This is a genomic window from Pseudoalteromonas sp. TAP-3C (assembly GCF_059888565.1).
In genome coordinates this window covers 372,212-395,047 of record NZ_JCBFEM010000002.1, presented here as the reverse complement: position 1 = coordinate 395,047, position 22,836 = coordinate 372,212, and the positions used below count along the sequence as shown (strand labels likewise).

At 39.7% G+C, this 22,836-nt stretch carries 24 protein-coding genes and 3 pseudogenes; 18 read left to right on the top strand and 9 right to left on the bottom strand.

Going from position 1 to position 22,836, the window contains the following annotated elements; translation table 11 throughout:
- Positions 1-11: 11 nt before the first annotated feature.
- From AC6H44_RS17675 to AC6H44_RS17665, 3 genes are read left to right on the top strand one after another with little or no spacing between them, the layout of a single operon-like run.
- Positions 12-2,360 (top strand): GNAT family N-acetyltransferase, encoded by a 2,349-nt coding sequence (locus tag AC6H44_RS17675; protein WP_500738527.1) that lies wholly within the window; start codon positions 12-14, stop codon positions 2,358-2,360.
- Positions 2,353-2,991 (top strand): hypothetical protein, encoded by a 639-nt coding sequence (locus tag AC6H44_RS17670; RefSeq protein WP_500738526.1) that lies wholly within the window; start codon positions 2,353-2,355, stop codon positions 2,989-2,991. Before AC6H44_RS17675 ends, AC6H44_RS17670 begins: the two co-directional genes overlap by 8 nt.
- The gene (locus AC6H44_RS17665) at positions 2,975-4,054 is read left to right on the top strand and encodes a heparan-alpha-glucosaminide N-acetyltransferase domain-containing protein (RefSeq protein WP_500738525.1); all 1,080 of its coding nucleotides are present in this window, start codon (positions 2,975-2,977) and stop codon (positions 4,052-4,054) included. The genes AC6H44_RS17670 and AC6H44_RS17665 overlap by 17 nt, the downstream gene beginning before the upstream one ends.
- A gap of 37 nt (positions 4,055-4,091) precedes the next feature.
- Here the strand turns inward: AC6H44_RS17665 and AC6H44_RS17660 are convergent.
- Positions 4,092-4,187: pseudogene (locus AC6H44_RS17660) on the bottom strand (LysR family transcriptional regulator); the annotation flags it as partial.
- 446 nt (positions 4,188-4,633) lie between these two features.
- Here AC6H44_RS17660 and AC6H44_RS17655 point away from each other — a divergent pair.
- The gene (locus AC6H44_RS17655; protein ID WP_500738524.1) at positions 4,634-5,563 is read left to right on the top strand and encodes a ChaN family lipoprotein; all 930 of its coding nucleotides are present in this window, start codon (positions 4,634-4,636) and stop codon (positions 5,561-5,563) included.
- A 48-nt stretch (positions 5,564-5,611) separates the two neighbouring features.
- Here AC6H44_RS17655 and azu read toward each other — a convergent pair whose 3' ends face one another.
- From azu to AC6H44_RS17630, 5 genes are read right to left on the bottom strand one after another with little or no spacing between them, the layout of a single operon-like run.
- Complete coding sequence (azu, locus tag AC6H44_RS17650) at positions 5,612-6,061, bottom strand: azurin (RefSeq protein ID WP_500738523.1); 450 nt, start codon at positions 6,059-6,061, stop codon at positions 5,612-5,614.
- Positions 6,058-6,801: a HugZ family pyridoxamine 5'-phosphate oxidase gene (locus AC6H44_RS17645; RefSeq protein WP_500738522.1), complete on the bottom strand. Its 744-nt coding sequence runs from the start codon at positions 6,799-6,801 to the stop codon at positions 6,058-6,060. The genes azu and AC6H44_RS17645 overlap by 4 nt, the downstream gene beginning before the upstream one ends.
- Positions 6,798-7,586: a heme ABC transporter ATP-binding protein gene (locus AC6H44_RS17640; protein WP_500738521.1), complete on the bottom strand. Its 789-nt coding sequence runs from the start codon at positions 7,584-7,586 to the stop codon at positions 6,798-6,800. The genes AC6H44_RS17645 and AC6H44_RS17640 overlap by 4 nt, the downstream gene beginning before the upstream one ends.
- A complete protein-coding gene (locus tag AC6H44_RS17635; RefSeq protein ID WP_500738520.1) occupies positions 7,583-8,635 on the bottom strand; it encodes a FecCD family ABC transporter permease in 1,053 nt (350 codons plus the stop codon). The genes AC6H44_RS17640 and AC6H44_RS17635 overlap by 4 nt, the downstream gene beginning before the upstream one ends.
- Entirely contained in the window at positions 8,632-9,441 is an 810-nt protein-coding gene (locus tag AC6H44_RS17630; RefSeq protein WP_500738518.1) for a heme/hemin ABC transporter substrate-binding protein, read from the bottom strand. The genes AC6H44_RS17635 and AC6H44_RS17630 overlap by 4 nt, the downstream gene beginning before the upstream one ends.
- Before the next feature lie 139 nt (positions 9,442-9,580).
- Between AC6H44_RS17630 and AC6H44_RS17625 the strand changes: the two genes are divergently transcribed.
- The 6 genes from AC6H44_RS17625 to AC6H44_RS17600 all read left to right on the top strand — a co-directional run bounded on the left by AC6H44_RS17625 (position 9,581) and on the right by AC6H44_RS17600 (position 16,409).
- Positions 9,581-11,662: a TonB-dependent hemoglobin/transferrin/lactoferrin family receptor gene (locus AC6H44_RS17625; RefSeq protein WP_500738517.1), complete on the top strand. Its 2,082-nt coding sequence runs from the start codon at positions 9,581-9,583 to the stop codon at positions 11,660-11,662.
- Positions 11,663-11,996: 334 nt separating this feature from the next.
- Positions 11,997-12,617 carry a fused MFS/spermidine synthase gene (locus tag AC6H44_RS17620; RefSeq protein WP_500738516.1) on the top strand — a complete coding sequence of 207 codons (621 nt, stop codon included), beginning with the start codon at positions 11,997-11,999 and terminating at the stop codon, positions 12,615-12,617.
- Positions 12,610-13,506 carry a spermidine synthase gene (locus AC6H44_RS17615; RefSeq protein WP_500738515.1) on the top strand — a complete coding sequence of 299 codons (897 nt, stop codon included), beginning with the start codon at positions 12,610-12,612 and terminating at the stop codon, positions 13,504-13,506. Before AC6H44_RS17620 ends, AC6H44_RS17615 begins: the two co-directional genes overlap by 8 nt.
- Positions 13,507-13,804: 298 nt before the next feature.
- Entirely contained in the window at positions 13,805-14,281 is a 477-nt protein-coding gene (locus AC6H44_RS17610; RefSeq protein WP_500738513.1) for a MarR family winged helix-turn-helix transcriptional regulator, read from the top strand.
- A 2-nt stretch (positions 14,282-14,283) separates the two neighbouring features.
- Positions 14,284-15,348, top strand: coding sequence for an HlyD family secretion protein (locus AC6H44_RS17605; protein WP_500738512.1), 1,065 nt, complete (start codon positions 14,284-14,286; stop codon positions 15,346-15,348).
- Positions 15,349-15,359: 11 nt separating this feature from the next.
- Positions 15,360-16,409 carry a DUF2955 domain-containing protein gene (locus tag AC6H44_RS17600; RefSeq protein WP_500738511.1) on the top strand — a complete coding sequence of 350 codons (1,050 nt, stop codon included), beginning with the start codon at positions 15,360-15,362 and terminating at the stop codon, positions 16,407-16,409.
- Positions 16,410-16,466: 57 nt separating this feature from the next.
- Here AC6H44_RS17600 and arfB read toward each other — a convergent pair whose 3' ends face one another.
- Entirely contained in the window at positions 16,467-16,880 is a 414-nt protein-coding gene (gene arfB / locus AC6H44_RS17595; RefSeq protein ID WP_500738510.1) for an alternative ribosome rescue aminoacyl-tRNA hydrolase ArfB, read from the bottom strand.
- A gap of 530 nt (positions 16,881-17,410) precedes the next feature.
- Here arfB and AC6H44_RS17590 point away from each other — a divergent pair.
- The 3 genes from AC6H44_RS17590 to AC6H44_RS17580 are packed head-to-tail and all read left to right on the top strand — an operon-like array spanning position 17,411 to position 19,679.
- Positions 17,411-17,755, top strand: a complete 345-nt coding sequence (locus AC6H44_RS17590; protein ID WP_500738508.1) for a hypothetical protein — start codon at positions 17,411-17,413, stop codon at positions 17,753-17,755.
- Positions 17,752-19,341: a PepSY-associated TM helix domain-containing protein gene (locus AC6H44_RS17585; RefSeq protein WP_500738507.1), complete on the top strand. Its 1,590-nt coding sequence runs from the start codon at positions 17,752-17,754 to the stop codon at positions 19,339-19,341. Before AC6H44_RS17590 ends, AC6H44_RS17585 begins: the two co-directional genes overlap by 4 nt.
- On the top strand, positions 19,338-19,679 hold the full coding sequence (locus tag AC6H44_RS17580; protein ID WP_500738506.1) for a DUF3325 domain-containing protein: 342 nt from the start codon (positions 19,338-19,340) through the stop codon (positions 19,677-19,679). The genes AC6H44_RS17585 and AC6H44_RS17580 overlap by 4 nt, the downstream gene beginning before the upstream one ends.
- Positions 19,680-19,908: 229 nt before the next feature.
- On the opposite strand, the gene AC6H44_RS17575 is transcribed toward AC6H44_RS17580, so the two are convergent.
- Positions 19,909-20,442, bottom strand: a complete 534-nt coding sequence (locus AC6H44_RS17575) for a lipocalin family protein (RefSeq protein ID WP_500738504.1) — start codon at positions 20,440-20,442, stop codon at positions 19,909-19,911.
- A gap of 68 nt (positions 20,443-20,510) precedes the next feature.
- Between AC6H44_RS17575 and AC6H44_RS17570 the strand changes: the two genes are divergently transcribed.
- The 5 genes and pseudogenes from AC6H44_RS17570 to AC6H44_RS17550 all read left to right on the top strand — a co-directional run bounded on the left by AC6H44_RS17570 (position 20,511) and on the right by AC6H44_RS17550 (position 22,092).
- Positions 20,511-20,966: a YaiI/YqxD family protein gene (locus AC6H44_RS17570; RefSeq protein ID WP_500738503.1), complete on the top strand. Its 456-nt coding sequence runs from the start codon at positions 20,511-20,513 to the stop codon at positions 20,964-20,966.
- A gap of 1 nt (position 20,967) precedes the next feature.
- Positions 20,968-21,165: pseudogene (locus AC6H44_RS17565) on the top strand (DUF6942 family protein); the annotation flags it as partial.
- Between the two features lie 24 nt (positions 21,166-21,189).
- Positions 21,190-21,257, top strand: a pseudogene (locus AC6H44_RS17560) (hypothetical protein); the annotation flags it as partial.
- A gap of 234 nt (positions 21,258-21,491) precedes the next feature.
- Complete coding sequence (locus AC6H44_RS17555) at positions 21,492-21,701, top strand: cold-shock protein (RefSeq protein WP_008463923.1); 210 nt, start codon at positions 21,492-21,494, stop codon at positions 21,699-21,701.
- Between the two features lie 181 nt (positions 21,702-21,882).
- Positions 21,883-22,092, top strand: a complete 210-nt coding sequence (locus AC6H44_RS17550; protein WP_500738501.1) for a cold-shock protein — start codon at positions 21,883-21,885, stop codon at positions 22,090-22,092.
- 81 nt (positions 22,093-22,173) lie between these two features.
- On the opposite strand, the gene AC6H44_RS17545 is transcribed toward AC6H44_RS17550, so the two are convergent.
- Complete coding sequence (locus tag AC6H44_RS17545; RefSeq protein ID WP_500738499.1) at positions 22,174-22,830, bottom strand: class I SAM-dependent methyltransferase; 657 nt, start codon at positions 22,828-22,830, stop codon at positions 22,174-22,176.
- Positions 22,831-22,836 lie beyond the last annotated feature (6 nt).

Here is a 22,836-nt window from a genome sequence, read left to right as displayed (position 1 = left end):
TTGGAGTTTTTATGTATTTTTCATCTTTTGTAACCACGCTACAGCATACCGGCAAAGTGGCTATGCGGTTATTACAACAAACAGATATGCCAACAATATACGATTGGCTTAAGCAACCGTATGCGCACTTTTGGGGTATGCAGCAGCAAACCGAGCAACAAATAATTAAAGCGTATCAAGCTATTATTGATACGCCTCATCATCAGGCATACGTGATCGAGCAAAATAATAACGTATTAGCTTTAGTTGAGCTTTATAGCCCAGCGCACGAAAGCTTAATGAAAGCGGCGTACGAGGTTGAACCTAATGATGTGGGTATGCATATTTTATTAGCGCCTAACACGGCACCTAAGCGCCATTTTAGTTTTGAAATGATGCAGTGTGTACTGCAAAGTATTTTTGCTCAAAACAGCGCCGCCCGTGTTGTGGTTGAGCCTGACATTACTAATGTTAAAATTCATACGTTAAATAAGCGTTTGGGATTTGTGCACACCCAGCAAATTCAACTCGGCGAAAAAGCCGCTTATTTAGGCTTTTGTAATAAAGCAGCCTTTGATAGGCACAGCCAGCTATTTACTGATTCGTTAGTACCTTTGCAAACTGATTACGTGATACAGCCTCATTGGCAATGGGCAAACCGGCATTTACAAGCTAAAGCACTGACTGAGCTAGTGCATGAGCGTTTATTGGCCGCAGAGACAACAAAGCAAGGCTTTAAAGTGAATGTTGAAGGCGGTTATTTTGTTTTTAATGGTCGGGCTATGGCACTGAATCATATAGATATAGACGAGCCTAGCTTATGCTTTTATAACCTTAACGAAGAGCTGCAACCGCTCGATGTGTTGCACTTTTTTAGTATGCAGGGGCCTGCGCTAGGTTTAACGGGTAAGCGCCTTGCCACCTACCTTGAAGAGCTAAATGCTACTTTAGCCAGTGCGTGCTTTAAACGCGAAAATAACACCTTAACAGCGGCGCAGTTAGCTAATTTAGGGCTGCAAAAAATAGAAGCCGCAATGAGTGAAGGGCATCCTGCGTTTGTTGCTAATAATGGTCGCATTGGTTTTAGTAAAGCTGACTTTTTACGCTATGCACCAGAAGTAGGCAAACCGTTTAAAGTATTGTGGTTAGCAGCACATAAAGCGGTATGCGACTTTGCCCATAGTGAATACTTTGCCGATTACCCAAGCCATATAAATGGTGAACTAGATTTAACCACCCTTGATGCGTTTAACAAAGCGCTAAAAGCTCAAAACCTAAACCCCGATGATTACTTACTTATTCCTGCTCACCCTTGGCAGTACCAACACAAATTGAGTGTGGTATTTGCAAATGAGTTGGCAAATCAGCGATTAGTGTATTTAGGTGAAGGTGACGATTTATATCAAGCGCAACAATCAATTCGTACCTTATATAACTGCTCGCATCCGCATAAACCGTATTTAAAAGTGGCGTTGTCTATTTTAAATATGGGGTTTATGCGTGGCCTATCGCGTGCTTACATGGCGGTGACTCCTGCCATTAACGATTGGGTATTTGCTAAGGTTAGCCAAGATCAACAACTCGCAGGCGCTAATTTTACAGCGCTTAGAGAGTACGCCACCTTAGGCTATGCCCACCATACGTTTGAGCAACACGCGCTAGGTGATACACCCTATCGTAAAATGTTTGCCTGTTTATGGCGTGAAAACCCAAACCATAATTTAAATAGTGATGAACAACTAACCACTATGGCGGCGTTATTACACTTAGATAATAATGGCCAAAGTTTAGTGGGCGAATGGATAACGCAAAGTGGTTTGAGTACGCCGCAGTGGTTACATGCCTACTTTAATGCCTATTTAATTCCGCTGATACATTGTTTTTACGCGCATAAATTAGTGTTTATGCCTCACGGCGAAAACCTCATTTTAAAGCTTAAAAATTCGGTGCCTGTGGGCGCATATATGAAAGACATAGGAGAAGAGGTTGCCTTACTTAATAGCACTGAAGTATTGCCAACAGGGGTTGACCGTATTCATGTTTCTATGCCTAAAGAGCTTGAGCTATTAAGTATATTTACCGATGTATTTGACTGCTTCTTTAGATACTTAGTCGCAATTTTAGTACGAGAAGAGCGTATTACAGAGCATGACTTTTGGCAGTGTGTTACGCAAAATGTTAGGGCATATCAACATGCTAACCCTGCTTTAAATGAGCGATTTAAAGAGTATGACTTTTTTAGTGATGAGTTTGCTCACTCTTGTTTAAACCGCTTACAGCTAGGTAATAATGAGCAAATGGTTGATTTAACGGATCCGGCAGGGAGTTTGCAGTTTGCTGGTAGCTTAAACAATCCCGTATCGGCAAAGTTGTATGGCTAAACCGATTACCCTTGCGCAGTTTTTATATTGCCAACAACCCGCGCAACAAACTTTTAAACCGAGCTTATTATTAGTGCGCGCTTTAACTGTTCGTTGTAAGGCGCAGTACCCTACTGCGCCTAAGCAATTTATTAGTCGGCATTTGTATTTGCAGCTTTGTTGGCAAGCTATTTACGCTTATTGCTATTGGTTTGCTTGTAAGCAAAATACAGCGGATCCCATCAACATGCCGTTAGCGATAAATGGCGCTTATTGTCGCGGGTTTAACCTGAATGATGGCGTGTTAGTAAGTAAAGCTGAGCAAATCCAAGCGTTTACTCATTTTATAAGGCAAGTTGGTGAATGGGTAAATACCGACTACGCGCTGGGTAAAAAAGAACAAGCACGGTTATTACTCGATTCATTAAGTAGCGCTATTGAGCGAGCTCATAGCTTAGCCCTTGCTACTACTTTACATATCAATAATTGCCATCGTCAGCTGCACACCCTTATTTGTCAGCACTTTGACCTTGATGCGCCATTTACTGAAAACCCCCAACGTTTAACCTGTTGCCGCTATTATTTAGCCGGTTACAGCAAATGCCAAACCTGCCCTAAAAAGGACATTAAAACCAATGAACACACGTCTTAAAACGATTGATCTTGCGCGTGGTGCGAGCGTTTTCATTATGATTATTGTGCATACTTTATGGATGTATGCCAGCACAACGCTTCAAAGTGAAAGCGCATTTGGTACGGTTGTGCATATACTTGGCAAAGGCACCGCCTCGTTTTTAGTGGCAATGGGGCTATCTATGGCACTTTCGCGTAGGCAAACACCATTGCTGTTAATTAAACGAGGTTTACAGCTGTTGCTGCTTGGCTATTTAATGAATGCGGCCAAGTTTTGGCTACCTATTGAGGTGTTTAACACCATGCCCGAGGCGTTTATAAATGCGTATGGCTGGCAAAGTCCGTTAAGTGCTGGGCAGTTACAATTTATGGTGCTCACGGGTGATATCCTACAACTGGCTGGAGTTAGCTTATTGCTGTTTGGGGCACTTAATATTGCCCGTTGGAAAACACCATGGATCGCGGTTTTAGCCATTGCAATTGCAGTTTTGAGCCAGTTTGTAAGGGGGCAGCAATTTACGCTTTCACCTTATTTTAGCGATTTGTTTTTTGCTAATAACTATCAGGTGTATTTTCCTGTATTTCCGTGGATAAGTGCGATATTAACAGGGTATGTACTCGGTCGTTTATACCTTAGTAATCAACAAAGTGCCGATTACCTTTACAAAGTATGTGCACAACTTGGCACTGCTTTACTAGTTATTGGCGGCATATGGTTAGCCATTGACTTTAAAGGTCAGTTTGGCAACTTTTTTCATTTAAATGGTGGCGGTATTAGCTATTTAATTGGCTTAAATTTATGTGCCCTAGCGGCAATACAGTATATTTTTGCTAATAAATATAATGGCCCTATTACACGTGCTCTTTTATATGCCAGTAAACATGTAACCGCGCTCTATGTTATTCAATGGGTGCTTATTTGCTGGTTTATGGGGGCGCTTGGTTATCATACCCTCAGCCTTTGGCCGATACTTTGTATGATGGTACTGATGACTTTACTGACTTTTGCTGTGCACAAGGTTTATTTAAAAAGCAAACAGAGTCTCACAGACATTACGCAAAAAAATAAACGTACAGCTTAAGCTGTAAAGGGGCTTTACGGGTGCTGATTTGGGTGCCCTAGCCTGCTTTTATCGCGTCAATAACGCTATGCATACGCTTTGCTAACGGCCTATTTCGGTGATGGCACACATAAATATTTTCGCTAATTGGGTTTGTTTATTTATCGCGTTGCTTTGTAAAAAACACTTCTGGCTTAATATTAACTCGAGCAGGGGTGCGACTTATATCAAACCTCATATATCAAACCTCAATTAATTTTATACACATATAATTAATTTTAAGCGTTATTGGCTAGTTGTTTATACAGGCTTTGCTTATTAATCGTTTCCTACCAGCCAACTTAGTGTTCAGTAAGCTGGCTGGTAGATTGTAATGCTAACTTTTTTAGTTGTGTAATACAGGTAAGTATTTCAGTTGTTAGAAATTAATATTTATCAAATGATAATTGTTTTTATTTGTATTTATTGGGTTTTGTATAGTTAATTGTGTAGAATAACTCAAGCACAGTTATCGAGTCTATTTGTTTTAAACGCCCCTAAATTTGAACGTGTTTTAATTGTTAAAAGTTAACAGACTTATACCACTATTGAAGGAGCAACATGAAAGCACCATTTGTAATATTTGCGCTAGTGAGCGGATTAGCGGGTTGTAGCATAAACACAGCGCCTCCATCTCTTGGGTCATCGCTATATAATTCAGCGCTTTACAATGCTGATGGCATGCTGGTGAGTTCCTTTTCAGAGCCTACGCTTTTAAATGCCGATGTAGTATTGGTGGGTGAATGGCATACCCACCCTGGCGTGCACTTATTTCAGGCTGAGCTATTTCAGCAATTAAGTACACAAAATAAGCCTATTGCATTATCACTAGAGCAATTTAGTCGTGCTGATCAACAAACACTTAATCGCTATGTTGAAGGCAAAATAGGCGAACAATACTTAATTGAAAACACTCAGGCTTGGCCTAATTATCAAAGCGATTATCGTGCGCTGGTTGAGTTAGCAATTGTAAATAATGCAAAGATTATTGCGGCAAATGCGCCTAAACATGTTGTAACGTGTGTTGGCCACCAAGGTATTAACTACCTTAATAAGCTTGATGTACAACAGCGACGTTTTATTGCAAAAGAGATAGATACATCTGCGAGCCCTTATAAAGAACGTTTTATGCAATCAATGCATCATGGGACTCAAATTCAAAATGAACATTTTTATGCTGCACAAGTCATATGGGACGAAACGATGGCGGAATCTATTGTAGATTACATTGCAGAGAATAAAGGCTCGCAGGTTATGCATATAGCAGGTGATTTTCATGTAAAAAATGGTGAAGGCATTGCGCGGGTAATTAACCGAATTGCGCCACAGCTTAATGTTGTATGGATATCGCCGGTTACAAAAGTACAACCACAGCAAAGTGGCTATCAGTTACTGCTTAACCCTTTACCTGTTCGTTATGTACAAAAAGCGCACCAAAAAGCGGCGTTTAAAAAGCTCAGCAAACGAGGTGAGCAAACACATTGCCAATAGTAAAATAAGGTGTATTACACTGTGTTAGTGCAATACACCCTTTGTTATTTATTTAAGCGTAAATGTACCCTTCATCATGGCAAAATGCCCAGGGAAAGAACAAAAGAAGGTGTAATCATTTTCTGCTTTTAACAAGCTGGTATCAAATGTGATTTCGGTTGTTTCACCGCCACCAATCACTTTTGTTGCTGCAATAACACGAGGATCGTTTGGCTTTACATAGTTGTTACTCAGCCCAGCAGCGTTACCGTCAGTTATTATACCTTGCATGTTTTGCTCGGTAGAAAGCACCCAGTTATGACCCATAACATTGGCAGGTAATTTACCGGTGTGATTAAGTTTAACGGTTACTTCTTTGCAGCTTTTAGGGGCACTAAGAGATTTTGTTGAAAATTGCATCATATCGTTTGAATCTAGGCTTAACTTACACTCGTCGGCATAAGCTATATTTGCACTCAATAAAAATATGGCACCGGTTAATAACGCTGACTTTTTCATACTGTTTCCTCTAAAGTGTGGATGCTATTTCTAGCATGATTAGTTAAAGCTACGAGCGATTTGCGCACTGCAAGTGGGCTTTCACACTCGGTTGTAAAATTAATAAAGTAGTTGCGTTTTTGGCTTTGTATGTAAAAACCGTGAGGGAGTAAACCACTCATAATTGGCTTTTTGTTTGAAACGTTGTAATGCTGCATTAAGATCAGTGACATCGCGTCTTGATGATCTTCGTTCATATGAGTGATCATGCTTTGTTGCTGGTTTTCGTCCCAGTTTTTTGGCGCGCATTGCCATTCATTTTGTTCTAACCAAAATATTTTCCCAAAGCCACCAATATAACGAACACGAACTACATCTAACCGCCATAAATTAAAATCGTGGGCATTACGATAGCTTGCAGCTTCAGGGTATAAAGCGATATATTTATTAACTAGTATTTCGGCTTGCTCATTAGGCACCACACTGCCATCGCCGATAAGCGTTACTCGGCCATGTTCGTTTTGGTCGCCATAATCTGCTGCATCAAAAACAGTTAAACTCATACGTGAATCGTGTTTTAAGTTTTTAGTGTGCTGAGCTATATCACTAATAAAAAAGTAAATGCGGCCTTGCTCGTCACTCATATAGGGGGTAACAGAGCCAAATGGGTAACCTCGCAAATTATTAGAAATAGTTGACATTACACCTGCGTTCGTTTTAAAAACTAGGTTACGTGCATCGTTTAATGCTTGTTCTCTCATGAAAACTCCTGACGTTGAGAAAAAACCATGGGGGCATCGTTATAAGGGTGAGGGTTAACATGCAATTTCATGGCGTACATTTGTTGTAAATTTTGTTCAGTTAATACAGTTTTGATTGGCCCACTTTGCAGTATTTTTTGCTTATGTAATAAAATTGCATCGGTTGCGTACAAGCTTGCTAAATTCAGGTCATGTATTGCAATGATGGCGCAATTTCCTTGCTCAACAAAGGTTTTCACACAGCTAAGTAAAGTATGTTGATGACGCATATCGAGTGCTGATGTCGGCTCGTCAAGTAGCATTAACTTAGGTTCAGTATTGGCAGAAAAAGCGTTTAATTGCGCTAATGTACGTGCCATATGCACACGTTGTTGCTCGCCACCTGAAAGTGCACTCATTCTGCGTGTTAGGTAATGCGTTAAATCCATCAATGCGGCATATTTGTGCACTTTTTGGGCCTGTATTTTAAGGGGTTCGATATAAGGATAACGCCCCATAGCAATAAGCTCAAAAACACTAAAGTCAAACCCAACGTGGTTACTTTGCATCATCACTGCACGTTGCGTGGCTAATTTATGTTTAGCAAAGTAATGCAATGGCTGATGTTTAAAAAGTATATCCCCAGTAAAGGAGTACATGCCTGCTAAAGTATGCAACAAGGTAGATTTACCAGCGCCATTTTCGCCTAACAGAGCAACCAGTTGCCCCTTTTGAATATTGCCGTTAACATCGCTTAAAACAGGATGATCACCAAAGCTAACGTGAAGATTGTTAAAGGTGATCATGACCAATCTCGCTTATTTTTAATAATTAAATAAATAAACAACGGCGCGCCAAGTAATGCCGTTATAATACCGATTGGGAGCTCCGCAGGCATTACCACTAAACGGGCTAACCAATCAGAAAGCAGTAAAACAACAACACCTAGCACCATGCAAAGTGGCAGCATATTTCGTAAATGTGGCCCGACCATCAACCGAGCAATATGTGGCACCACCAAACCAACAAAACCGATTAAACCAGTTAAAGCAACGACTGCGCCGACACCCAAAGCAACTAATATAATTACATGCAATTTGAGTTTGCTGGTATTTACGCCTAAATATTGTGCTTGTGATTCACCTATGAGCAATAAATTCATTTTATCTTTTAGTTTCCATAAACCAACTAAGCTTAGTAAAAGTAAAGGAATAGCTTGTAATGTTGCATCCCAGCTTGCACCACCTAATGAACCCATGGTCCAATAATTAATTAAACGCAGCGCACTGTCATCAGCATAAAAACTTAATAAGCCAATCACCGCAAATGCTAACGCGTTAATTGCTACGCCCACTAAAATAAGGGTGGTTATATTAATTTGTTTTTGCTGCTGGGCTATTAAATAAATTAATGAGGTGACGGATAATGCGCCTAAAAAAGAGGCGTAAGGTAAATATTGCTGAGCATTAAAGTTTAGTTGTTCGCTCAATGCTATAAAAGCCACCGCTACCATGGCGGCTCCTGCGCTAATACCAATAATAGAGGGATCTGCTAGCGGATTACGACACAGTGCTTGAGTTGCAGCTCCTGTTTGTGCGAGCACTAACCCTACCAAAACAGCCAGTACAAAACGAGGTAAGCGAATTTGCATAACCACATTAATTTGTAGCGCGTCAAACTGATTAAAATGTTCAGGTGCGAGCCACGCTATCGCTAAGCGCCAATCCCACCCCGCTGGCCCATACCCAATACTCAGCAGGGATAATACAAGAACACAGCCATAGCTCAATAGCATCCATTTTTGGGTTTTGTTAAGCGTAAAAGGAGCTAAGCGACTAAAGAGTAAGGTATTCATAGATTAACTTTATACTCACTGAGCGCGTTAACCGCAGTTGCAATGCGTGGCGACATGCCAAGTGAAAGTAAGCTATCCATTACGAGTAAATGACATTGTTGTGCTGCGGTTAACAAGCGCAGCTGCGGTTGATCGCAAAAGGCTTGTTTTCCTCCCGCGCTATAAACAACATGCGCAGGTGCAACTAAAAATTGAGGCTGCTGTACTGCAAGTACTTCAGTGTTAATAGCTTTAAAACCTGAATGTGTGGCAGCGATATTACTAATACCAGCGTAGTTAAATAATAAATTAGGTACTGTTTCTTGTCCTGCTGCAACGAGTCCACGCTCATTTGCAGACAGTAAAAACAGTGCGCTATGAGTCTGAATATTGGCTTTTTTAGGCAGTGTTTCTTTTATTTCACTGATCAGATTTTGTGCCTGTCGCTCTGCATTTAAATCCTTTGCAAGGTCTTTAATAAGTAAAAACAGTTCATCGACCGAGGTTGGTTTTTTATATTTAATAACATTTACCCCTGTTACTTCTATTTGTTTTAGTGCTTGTTCTCGCCCTGCTCCCTCTAAGGCTAATAAAGTAGTTGGGCGTATAGAAAGCACGCCTTCTGCGGCTAAATCTCGGTAATAACCTACTTGCGGCAATTGCGTTGCTTGCTGTGGGTACATACTGGATTGGTCAACGCCAACGAGCAATTCTTGCTTTCCTAATGCGTAAATTATTTCTGTTAAGGTGCCGCCGGCACTTATTACTCTCTCTTTTGCAAATGCGGGTTGAGTGGCCAAAATAAGTAAACAAATAAGGTATTTCATAACAAACTCCAATTTTATTTTACCGGTATTATAACCAAATAAATCTAAATGAGAATGGTTATCATAATTATTTGATCTTATTTTCTGTTGGTTGTACTATCCTCGAAATAAATAATAACTATTATCATTTGGAGTGGAGATGACCCCTTTTTGTTTTAAACTTACAGCTATAGCAACCTTATTAGCTGGATCTGGAAGTGTATTTGCTGAGGACATTTTTGATGAACATATCGTAGTAAGTGGCTCGCGCTTTGAGCAAAAACTAGAAGATGTAACCGGCTCAGTAACCGTTATAACCGATCAGGATATTGAGCGTCAGTTAGCGGTAGACTTACAAAGCATGTTTAAATACGACCCAAGTATCTCAACGACTGGCAGTGGCGCAGGCGCACAAACACTGACTGTGCGCGGGGTAGGTGGTAATCGTGTGGTATTTATTAAAGATGGTAAACGTACTAATGATGGCTATGCTGGCGGCGGTGGTTATTTGGTGGGGCGTAATTATTTTGATGTTGCAGGCGTTAAACAAGTTGAAGTTGCAAAAGGGGCTGCATCATCATTATATGGTTCTGATGCATTGGGCGGCATTGTGGTAATCACTACTAAAGATCCAAGTGATTACTTACAAAGCAAAGACAGCTTCATTAAAGTTGGATTAGGTTACCAAGGTCAAAACAATCAAGTGGCCATGGATTTAACTGGCGCAAAAGAGTTCGATAATTTTGCTATTAGTGCCGTTTATAGCCATCGTGATAGTGCAGAAGTACAAAACTTTGCAGAGGATTTACCCGGCTATGAGGCACAATCGGATGCTTTACTTTTCAAGCTTGAACAACAGCTCGATGAAAAACGCACCCTTAAATACACTCTTGATTATTTTAACCAAAGCACAGACCAAATAATCACCCCTGCCAGCCAAGAAACGCAAGATAAAGACACTAACTGGTCGCTCGCGCTCGATTATGATTCAACGTTGCAAACGGCTGCCTTTGATAAGTGGCACGGGCAAATATCGTTTAGCCGTTTTGAGCAACAAAGTGACCAAATAAGCGCTGGCAGAGGATATGTTGACTACAATGACTACCGATTTGAACAAGATATAGTAGGTTTAAAAGCGGTATTTAGTAAAGAGCTTAAAGGGGAAAGTGCTAACCATGCACTGGTGTATGGGGTTGATTTTGATGTATATGATACCACACGGCCTCGTTTAAAAACCCGAATACTAGAGGACGGTACAGTTAATTTTACAAACGAAAAACAAAAAGCATTTCCTGGCGCCGATACTTCTTTAATCGGTGTCTATATGCAAGACAGTATTGCCTTTAAAAACACAGCGTGGTCTTTAATCGCGGGTATTCGTTATGATTACTATGCACTTGAAGCTAAAAAAGACGCGCTATATGTTGATGCTGAGCTTGATGATATTACCGAGTCTGCGTTTTCACCAAAGCTGGGTGTTATTTACCAAGTAGACGATAATTTATCTTGGTATGGGCAGTATGTGCGTGGCTTTAAAATACCACCACATGACCAAGCGTATCAAAGCCATGGTGTTGAGCCATTTTATCAAATATTACCAAATGCAGAGTTAGACCCAGAAAGCAGCGACTCATTTGAGCTCGGGTTTAGATACGCCAGTGGCGATATTAGCGCAAATGTAAGCGCATTTTATGCTGCGTATAATGATTTTATTGAAACTGCAATCGCCGGTGTTGAACCAAGCTATATTCCAAACGTAAATAAAACTTTTTACCAATATCAAAATATAAGTGAAACACAAATAAGTGGCATAGAGGCTAGTATTGCAGTGTATGCAACCGATAATATTTTACTAGAGGCAAATGCTGCTTATGTTGATGGTGAAAACAAAGAATCGGATCAGCCGCTTACTAGCATTAGCCCGTTAAATGGCTCTGTGTTAATTACCAGTGAAATGGCAAATATAAACTGGACTGCTGCATGGCGTTTTGCAAAGTCACAATCGGATGTCGTTTTTGACGCCAATGGTAATAAAACAACATCAGGCCATGGTTATGGTGTTGTTGATTTATATGCAAATTACCAATGGCAAACTTGGCAACTCAATGTTGGTGTATTAAATCTACTTGATAAAGAATACGTACCATTTGAACTTATTGCCGGTCAATCTAAAGGCACAGACTTTAGCCAATATAGCCAACCAGGGCGTAATTTTTCGGCCCGGATAAGTTATCAGTTCTAACTGAAAAAAAGCCGTATATAAATTATACGGCTTTTTAATTGGCTTCATCTTAATTAAAGAGCAACTGTAAAGGGGGTTAACAGTCGCTAAAAAAAGCGCCTTAACCACTACATTAAGACACTTTGGATAAAAACACTCATTAATTGATAGATTGGTAAGTTAAATGTTGAATCGACGATATCGGCTAAACGTTCTAAATTAATGGGTACTTCATGATATTAAAGCATACATAATAAAATGTTTTTGCGTTCCATGTGTGGGTCTAACATTTACACTGGCGGCTATGCAGCTATCACGTTAAGATGGATAAAAATAACACAATAAGAACAATATAATGTTAACAAAAACAAATGCATTAATTTACTTTTTAGCCTTTAGTAGTGGCTTTAGTATTATGGGAATAGAACTGTTAGGTGGGCGCATTTTGGCCCCTTATTTTGGCAGTAGCGTGCATATTTGGGGCAGTATAATTACTGTATTTATGCTTAGCTTATCATTTGGTTATTTACTGGGTGGTAAGTTGTCTATTCGTCATCCTTCGCTCACTAAGTATGGGTTAATTTTTTTAGTCGCCAGTATTATGGTGGTGCCTATTGCATTGTTTGCTGAGCCCATTATGGCATTTATTTTTTCGCATGTAGAAGACAGCCGCTATGGCTCGTTACTCGCCTCAACCGCGTTGTTTTTTATACCCACCATTATTTTAGGCATGATCTCGCCCTACTCCGTACGTTTACTGGTTACCAATAGTGAGCGCAGTGGCCAAGTGGCTGGCGGCCTTTACTTTGTCAGTACCTTAGGCAGCGCGCTGGGCACCATTATTACCTCATTTTATATGGTACTGGCGTTTGATGTTAACGCGATTATTTTAGGTTTTGCTGGTGTGTTGGGCACGCTTGGGCTAATTGCTATTAGCTTTGATAAACTTAAAGTACGAGAGGCCGTTTATGCTTAAGCTTAAATTGTTGTTTATTTGTATAATGGCGCTGCTATTTTCTGCTCACAGTATGAGTAATGTTGTGCATAAAGAGCGCTCCTTGTATCGAAATTTACTGGTTGAAGAAACCGGTGATTTACGCTGTTTAAAGTTTGATGAAAAAACCCGACAAAGCAGCCAAAGTTGCATGTATATAAGCGCGCCTAAAAAACTGGTGTTTAACTACACTAAGCTGGCTTTTTCTAGTTTATTGTTTATTAATAACCCTAAAAAGGTGCTCATTATTGGTTTAGGGGGTGGCACCTTATCAAACACAATCCATGAGCTATATCCAAATGCGCACATAGAAAATATTGAAATAGATCCCGCTGTAATTAAGGTGGCGCGTGATTATTTTAACTTTATAGAAACTGATAAAGTAACGGCTAGAGTGCAAGATGGACGTATTTTTGTTAAACGTGCAGCGCTTAAAAAACAGCAATTTGATTGGATTATTTTAGATGCGTTTAATGGCGACTACATTCCTGAGCACTTACTCACAAAAGAGTTTTTTGAAGAGATAAAAAGTGTATTAGCCGAAGGCGGAATTGTTGCAGCTAACACGTTTTCATCAAGTAAACTCTATGAACATGAGTCGGCAACCTATCATGCGGTATTTGGCGATTTTATCAATGTAGCAGTCAATAACAACAGTAATCGTATTATTTTGGCCGGTTATAACACCATCCCTACAGAGCAACAAATAGCACTGCGGGTTAAGCAGCTAGCTCCGTTACTTGCCCCTTATGATGTGGAGATAGAGGCAATTAGCAAGCATCTATTTTTCACTAAAGATGGTAAAGATTGGCCGAGTGATACTAAGGTGCTGACCGATCAATATTCACCTGCCAACCTACTTAATTTTTAATTATTGCAAGATGTCCGGGCACAATTGCCCGCTACATCGCTGCGCAATGCGCTTGTGTTGATAGCAAAAAACAAGCCTTTATTGCTAACGATGATTTAACCAATGCCCATAATTACCGCCTTGTTGAACAACCCGAAAAGCTTTTAAGCTATAGCTATGATACATACTTTTTTAGACAAGCTTGGCGCACACTATCTATCCAAATAAAACGTTTTTACGTGAGATTAAAACACTAAGTATTTACTTAGCCTGCTAACTAATGCTAAAATTTGTCGTATATTCACAAGCAAGAGTTCCTATGAGCAGCACTATTCCTTTTCATGAAACACTCGATTTAACTTTATGCGGCAATATGGGCCGAGTGCACCGCTTATGTCGAGAAGCGGTGACCGTGGCGGTTGAGCCGCTAGGTTTAACGCAGTCACGTTGGACGGCAATGATCCACTTACACCATTTACCGTTAGGGGCAACGCAGCAAGCGCTGGCGACCAGTTTAGGTATTGAAATGCCCTCTTTAACACGCACTATTAAACAGTTAGAACAGCAAAACTTGGTTATTCGACAAGTTGATGAACACGATAAACGCAGTAAAAAATTGTACTTTACCCAAGAAGGTATAACGTTATTAGAACATTTAAAAGAGCTAACAAGCGATATTAAACAGCGTTTATATGCAGGTTTAAGCACGGAGCAGCTTGATGGTATGGCGCACAGTTTAGTGCAAATGGAAGAAAACGCGCGGCGTTGTATTGCAAGCTTATCTGGAGATAAATAAGTATGACACCCGATCAAAAATTTGCCCGCTACGTTAAAGTGTCGCTTGTTGGTTTTATTGTTGTCTTTTTTTATTATATTGTTGCCGATGTATGGTTGCCGGTTACGCCACAAGCACGGGTTTACCACCCTGTTGTGCAAATATCGCCGCAAATAAATGGCCGTGTTACCGATGTATTGGTCAGTAATAATCAAGCGGTTAAAGCGGGCGATGTTTTATTTGAGATAGACAAAAACACCTATCAGCTGGCACTTGAACAAGCACAGCTTGCCCTTGACGATGCCAAACTGCAAAATAAACGCCTTGATACCAATGTAAAAGCGCTTGAGGCACAAATAACTGCAGCTAACGCTAAATTGCATGAGCAGCAGCTATTAAAAAACCGTGGTGAAACACTTTATAAACAAAACTCTATTTCAGAGCAAGCGCTTGAAAGCATTCGTGCTAATTTTGCCGCAAGCCAATCTAATTTAGCTGCCTTTGAAGCACAGCTTGCTGAAGCTGTGCTAGCGCGAGGCGACTCGGGACAAAATAATTTAGCGCTGCGCCATGCGGCCAATCAGTTAGCGCAAGCCGAGCTTAACTTATCGTATACGCAAGTGCGTGCTTTAAGTGATGGCGTTATGGCTAATTTGCAATTACTTGAGGGCTCATATGCCGTTGCGGGTAAGCCATTACTTGCTATTGTGGCAAAAAAAGCAGATTTAGTGGCTGACTTTCGTGAAAAATCACTTTTAAATATGCAGCCAGGCAGTTTAGCAAAAGTGGTGTTTGATAGCCGACCAGGGCAAGTGTTTGACGCTAAAATTGAAACCTTTGAAGCCGGTGTCAGTGACGGGCAACTTAGTGCAAATGGTTTACTCAGTACTACCGAAACCAGTAACCGTTGGGTTCGTGACGCGCAACGTCAACGTATTCATTTAGTGCTACCAAATAATAATCAGCTTATTAATAATATGCCCAGTGGTGCGCGTGCCACTGTGCAATTACTACCACAATCGGCATTTGGACAATGGCTTGGCTCGGTTCAGATCCGTTTTATTAGTTGGTTACATTACATTTATTAATGGGGCGAGTAATGACACAACATGTTAGCCAAACGCCACAACTTGATTCAAATGGCTTACGCCAAGCTTTACGTATTGCCGGTGGCTGTACCATAGGTTTTACTTTATGTAAGTTAATGAATTGGCCAAATGGGATATTTTTTACGGTTTACCCTATGTTATTACTGGGTTTAGTACCGACTATTAACAAAGGTGTGATCCGTCAATTTGTTGCCAGTGCCGCATATTGCGCCTTTATTGTGCTTATTTTGCAGGGCTTATTTTCACACTTACCAGTGTTAATGACGTTTATAATTTTTGCCAGCTTTTGTATATTGTTTTACTTAATGAGTAGTGGCGGCGCGTTTTTATTTGGTGCTTTGGGGGCGGTGAGTTTATCGATTCAGTTGCACTTTGCCAGTCATGTTGATCAAGGTAGCAGTATTTATCCGCTTATTTTAAGTAATGGTATGGCTATATTTATTACTATTATCATTGCATTACTAATGCATGGTGTGTTTCCTGATGTGACAGCGCGGCCCATGCGGGCTGTGCCGCACAAGGACAAAGAGAGTATTCGTCATGAGGTGTTGCTATGCGCTAGCGTTGCGACTTTGTCATTCGTAGTTTTTCAGGTACTTGATTTACAAGATTCAATTTCGGCGCAAGCGGCGTCTATTTTAATTTTGTTTTCGTTGTGTTTTAAAGCGGCGGGCACCGCAAGTTTGCAACGTATCATTGGCACTTTAATAGGCTGTAATGCCGCATTGGTTTCACAATTATTTTTATATAACCATACTGATTTCTTATTATTTCCGGTGGCTATATTATGGATTTTGTCTTTTATATTCAGTCGTTTTCATATTTTAGGGGGCGGCGTCCCAGGTGTTGGGTTTGGGGTATTAACCACGTTTGGCATTTTATTTGGCCAGTCGTTAGGCCCAGGGCAAGATTTAATATACAGCGCCTTATATCGATTTAGTTCGGTGGCCGTTGCGGTGACAATAAGTTTAAGCGCGGTATACGTAGTACACCGAATTCTTAACCGTTTTAGCGTTACTCGCCATCATACCTATGACTAAATAAAGACTGCATCGGCTGCCTTTTTATATACTTAACCACAGTACAGGTTACTAAAATTATAGCTTAATATTACCGCGTAGGGCTTTAGTTTGGCCGTGTTTGGTTTTTTTATCCATACGTTTACGCTGCGAATTGCGGCTAGGTTTGGTGGCACGGCGTGCTTTATCCACTTTAGTGGCACTTAAAATTAAATCTTTTAGCCGCTTTAGCGCATCTTCTCTGTTGAGATCTTGGGTGCGATGGCTCTGCGCTTTAATAATTAACACCCCATCTTTGGTAATCCTTGAATCGTTTAAAGCAAGTAATCGTTCTTTATAAAAGTCAGATAATTTAGAGCGATTAATATCAAAGCGTAAGTGTATAGCACTGGCTACTTTATTAACATTTTGTCCGCCTGCGCCTTGCGAGCGAATAGCGCTGAGCTCTACTTCCCATTCATCTATGGTAACGGTATTTGAAATAGTTAACATGGTGCTTAGCTCTTTTTGTTAAAAATGTATTATATCATCAGTAAATTGACTTGTGGTAAACCAACTAAAACTCAATATTTTTAATATTGGGTACGGATCAGTCATTTATCAACATAAATACGAAGTCATCGTTTTTTAGCCTTATACAAGTCTGTTTTGTTTGTTTTTTATTCTTTTTTATATTTTTTTAAGATTGAGTTAGTAAAAAATCGGTTTGTTTTAGCCGTAGTTTGTGGTTAGTTAGTAAAATCGTGATCTTGCCTGTTTTCAATTAAAAGTTACTATAAATCAATTGCTTATAATTTGCATTTGTTTGATTAAAATAAAATTATCCTGCAACTAAAACTGGGTGTTGTAGTGCTTATAATAGCTTTGGTGATGTTCACTATTGCAGATCAGTATTTTACCAAGCCAAGGTAAGTAATGGCTAATTTTATCTAAATACAAATAAGAACTACTATCTTTTGTGTTTGTTGGCTATATAATACGGCCATCTTTTTTTAGCTATGTTTAAAAGGAGTTTGCAGTTTATGCAGGCCTCAAACCGTCTTTTAGACTCTCCAATAGCTGTTTTTTCTAAGTTAAGGCAATTAATACAGCGCTTTAGTTATGAATTAGCGGTTGTTTTACGTTTTTTTATTGCCATTGTTGGCGGGTATATTTTTACAGCCGTGAGTGTGTCATTGTTAAGTATTGCGGTGCCACTACCGAAGGCTGACGCGGTGCTTTTAAGTGTGTCTGCGAGTATTTTAATTTATGCCTTGGTGTTTATTTATAGTTTTTATATTCAGTCGTTAAAACTAGTTTGGATCAGTATTTTACTAAGTATTGCAGCGCAACTTGTTATGTTGTCGCTAATGAAGGAATGGTTATGAAAGGGAGTTTTTTTCGTTCAATGACGTGGTTACATACGTGGGTGGGTTTACTCGTGTGTTGGCTACTGTATTTAATATTTTTTGCAGGCACCATTAGCTTCTTTAGAGATGAAGTTAGCTTATGGAATCAGCCAAGTATCCATAATGTTAAGCAGCAAGCAGACCGTATTGGTGCGCAAAAGCAACACATTATGTCGGGTGTTGAGTATTTAAACGCTCAGGCACCTAATGCGCCTAATTGGCGTATAACGCTTCCTGAAGAGCGTGTACCTTATTTAACCTATGGTTATGCAAAACCAAAAGAGCCTGGACAGCGCAGGGCATCGTTTGAAAACACCCGTTTAAATCCAAATACCATGCAGCCTTTACCGCCTTTTGTAGACACCCGAGGAGGAAACTTCTTTTATCGCTTGCACTTTGATTTACATTATATCGATGTAATAACTGCGCGATGGATTGTCTGTTTTGCTAGTTTGTTTATGCTGATTGCGTTGATATCAGGGGTGGTTATTCATAAACGTATTTTTAAAGATATGTTTGTTTTTAGAGCCAATAAAGGCAGCCGTAGCTGGTTAGATGTGCATAATTTAAGTTCGGTGTTTGCCTTACCATTTCATTTAATGATTACTTATACTGGTATTATTACCCTGATATTTATGATATTTCCTTATCCAGCGCAAACCGTTTATGAAGACGGGATGCGAGGTTTTTTTAATGATGTTTCACCTAGCAATACTATAAATGATAAAGCAATAGGAAACGCGCCTTTAATATCTCTCAGTCGCATTTTGGATCAAGTTTATGCTAAGTGGCCTAACGGTGATATAACGCGTGTTAGCATCAGTGATCCTAATAAAGCATCCGCGTCTATCACTGTATTTGTTAGTGCAGGTAAAGCATTACGCGATCAAACGCCGCGTTTAATTTTTAATGGTGTTAGTGGTGAGCTTGTTGCTCAAACTGATGATGAACTTACCGCCAGCAAAGCGTTGTATGAGTCTTTAAACTCTATGCACACAGGGCGTTTAGCAGAACCCTTGTTACGCGGTTTATATTTTTTAGGCGGCATTGCTGGCTGCATCATGATTGCCACGGGCTGTATTATGTGGGCGAAGCGTATTCGAGAGCGGATGAAGAAAAATAGCCAGCCATCATGGGGTTTAAAACTCGTCGAAGCGCTTAATTTAGGAACTTTAATGGGGTTGCCCTTGGCAACGTGTGCTTTCTTTTTAGCAAACCGATTAATCAGCACACGCGCAATGGAGCGCGCGGATAAAGAGATACTTGCCTTCTTTTTAACTTGGCTGTGTGTACTTATTATCGCTTTTGTAAAGCGTGACAAATTGCAATGGTGTGTTATGGCTGCCGTAAACAGCATTGCGTGTTTTAGTGTACCAGTAGTTAATGCGCTAACAACGCAAGGTAATATAATCAGTTATTTACGTAATGAGCAGTGGGCTTTATTTATGTTTGATAGCCTGTTTTTACTGTTTGGTTTGCTGTTTTTGTTACAAACCGAAAAATTACGTACTGGGCTACAAGCTAAAAAACCTAGCCCAATAAACACTCAGGGGCAAAAAGTATGATTGCATTGCTCCCTTTTAGTTTATGTTTGGTGGCTTTTAACTGCTTTGCACTGGCTAAGTTTAATCATTTTAAGGATGTTTTTAATAAGCGCCCTACTGATCAGCAGCGTTTAATCTTACTGAGTGTTGCTTGGATCAGTATTTTACTAAGTTTACTGCTTTGTGTTAGCGAATTACAAGGATATGGTGGTTTGCAGTTTTGTGGCTTTATGAGCGTAAGTGCTTTAATTGTAATGGTTTTTTATAGTTTTTTGGTTGGATTCAGTAAGCTTTTTAATCTACTTGTATTGCTGATATTGGCTGTGAGTACGTTATTTTTTGGCTTAAATGGGCTTTAGTTAGTAAAAACCTGATCCCAAAAAATGGGCCATAAAATTAAATAAAAAATGGCGAGCTATTAGGGTCAAAAGATCCTAATAACTTGCCAATAAAAAAGGGGGATAACCATTATGTCTTTTACTTGCCTGTCTCTTTGCAAGTGGGACTAATATAACCCCACTTTGTTTAACTTAGCTTACAATAAGATGATACTTTTATTACAGATTTAGCTGTTACATGTAAATACTTTTACAGTGACTTCTGATTCACCCAAATAATCTCATCAGTTGCAAAACCAAGCGCTTTTACTTGGTTTAAAAAATGTTGCTTAAGCTCATTATTCACTGTTGGCGTACGCGATAAAAACCATAAGTAATCTTTGCTATAACTGGTAATAAACGCATATTGATAATCAGGTTGGTCGAGCTCAAAAATAATATAGGCACCATAAAACGGGCCAAAAAATGACACTTTGAAATGCCCTGTATCAGTGTTTTCTACAAACTTAGCTAAGCCTTCAGCATCGTCCCACTGTTGCTCTTTACTAATAAATCCTTTGTTTAAAACCTTCACCGTTCCATCATCATTAATTGAATAGGTGGCTGTTACTTGCTCCATCCCTTGTTCAAAAGAGTGGTTTAATCGTGCTATTTCATACCACTTGCCTTGGTATTTTTCTAAATCAAAGTTTTTAACCGGCGTTATTCCCTCAGGTGCACTGGTACAGGCACTGAGTAAAAACACGGTGGTAATTAATAACACGGTTTTAAAAACGAATTTCATGCTGTTTCCTTTTTTTCAGAATTTGCTATAGGATCGCTTTAATATTAAAGCAATTTAAAGAACTTAGCATGAAAATTTGGGTTGATGCTGACGCTTGTCCGGTGGTAATTAAAGAAATTATCTTTAGAGCCGCGCAGCGCTCGCAAACACAGACAATATTAGTTGCAAATCATGCCATGCGCATTCCACCATCGAAGTTTATTAGCCGTTTACAAGTATCATCGGGGTTTGATGTGGCTGATGATGAAATAGTAAAACGTATAGAAAAAGGCGATTTAGTGATCACCGGAGATATTCCACTGGCCAGTGAAGTGATTGATAACGGGGGCCAAGCACTTAATCCTCGTGGTGAGCTTTATACGAGTGAAAATATCCGTTCAATACTGAATGTACGCGACTTTATGGATACTATGCGCTCAAGTGGCGTAGAGATGAGTGGTGGGCCGCCTCCGTTAAGTCAAAGTGACAGACAAAATTTTGCTAATAATCTTGATCGAATTTTAGCGCAAAATAAGAGCAACTAAGGTGGGCAGTCAGTTAATAGGGTTAGGTGATGGCTCATTTAGTGTGGCGGTGTATGTGGCAAAAGCCCCTCCTATGCCCTATTTTGAAACATTACAGCAGTTAACACCTATGGATAACGGGCAAATAAATAGCATAAACCAGCACTGCGGCAATGGCTGGCGAAAGGTGTTTAATGTGTACGCTAAAGTGTTGTTTGCCTTTATTTTGATTATAGGCAGTTAAGTAATATTAAAATTGCCCGTGTGAGTGAACTGGTTGCAAAACTAAAAGTGACTAGCATTAAGGTGTAAAGCCTATGACAACAGGCTTTGGGTATGTTTATTAAAATAAAGTATAAATAAAGCTTGTTATAAAGTGTATTACTGTTATTGTGTGCACATCGGGTTGACGGAAAACCCAATTTATTTGTAAGTACCACGTTGTTTTAGTAATAATCCTTCGCGTTATCCTCAAGTTAAATGTTCGTTTTCTACCTGTTAAATCGCCCAATTTGAGGCACATTATTATTTTTTTAGGATGTTATTATGTCTAACACTACTACTGGTACAGTTAAATTTTTCAATGAAGCAAAAGGTTTTGGTTTTATTGAGCAAGAATCTGGCGCAGATGTTTTTGCACATTTCAGTGCTATCTCTGGCGACGGTTTCAAAACATTAGCTGAAGGCCAAAAAGTACAGTTTACTGTAACGCAAGGTCAAAAAGGCCCGCAAGCTGAAAATATCGTTTGCATCTAAATAGTTTTATTTGATGGGTTAATGTTAACCCATCAATATTTATAAGTTTGAAAGAAATTTGTTTTATTTGTTAGTACCGAGTTGTTTTAGTAATAATCCTGCACGCTATCCTCAAGTTAACGTTTTTTCCAGCTCAATCGCCTATTTCAGGCACATTTAATTAATTTTTAGGATACATATTATGTCTAATTCAACAACTGGTTCAGTAAAATGGTTTAACGAAGCAAAAGGTTTTGGCTTTATCGAGCAAGAATCTGGCGCAGACGTTTTTGCACATTTCAGTGCTATCTCTGGCGACGGTTTCAAAACATTAGCTGAAGGTCAACGCGTACAGTTTAACGTAACGCAAGGCCAAAAAGGCCCGCAAGCTGATAGTATTGTTTGCATCTAATTTAGATTAAATACGTTTTAAAGCGTATTTAAGCAATAAAGCTAATATCAATTTGATATTAGCTTTTTTTTTGCCAAAAACTTACACCACGTAACCACTAAAGCCAAGTGCTTTAAAGTACAGTTTTGGGATGCCAAAACCACACTCGTTAAGCAATTCACTAAAACGCATACGATCTAGCGGATAAAACTCGCGATCTAAATTATGCGCCATTTGCGTTTTTCCTGCTGTGCTTAGACCAAGCTGTGCGCAGGTATTAAGTTGTGCTTCTCGTTCAAATGTTGTTTCGGGGCGCATTAAATCCGCAATAAACAGTGGCGCTGCCTTTTTAAGATTGCCTTTAATCCCTTTTAATAATTGTTTTTTATCACCGTTATCTTCTACAAAATGCATTACCAGTAAACACAATACTGCATCAGCGTGTACTTTTAATTTATCAACTGATTGGCATTCAATGTTGACTCGCGCGTCAATTCCTTGCTCTATAAAACGTTGCTTGGCAATTGCTAGCATATCAGCTGAGGTATCTTGAGCGGTAAATTGCCAAGTTGAATTAATGCCTGCTAATGCAGCAACTTCTTTGCCGGTGCCTGCACCAACGACTAAAATATGCGCGTTATCTGTTAACGTAGCTTCAAGCTGTGCATTGGTTAGTTGATGTAATAGCTCATATCCTGGGACTAAACGGGTAATACGATTATCATACTCTTGTGCTTCTTCGCCTGTGAAAGTGGGCATATTATT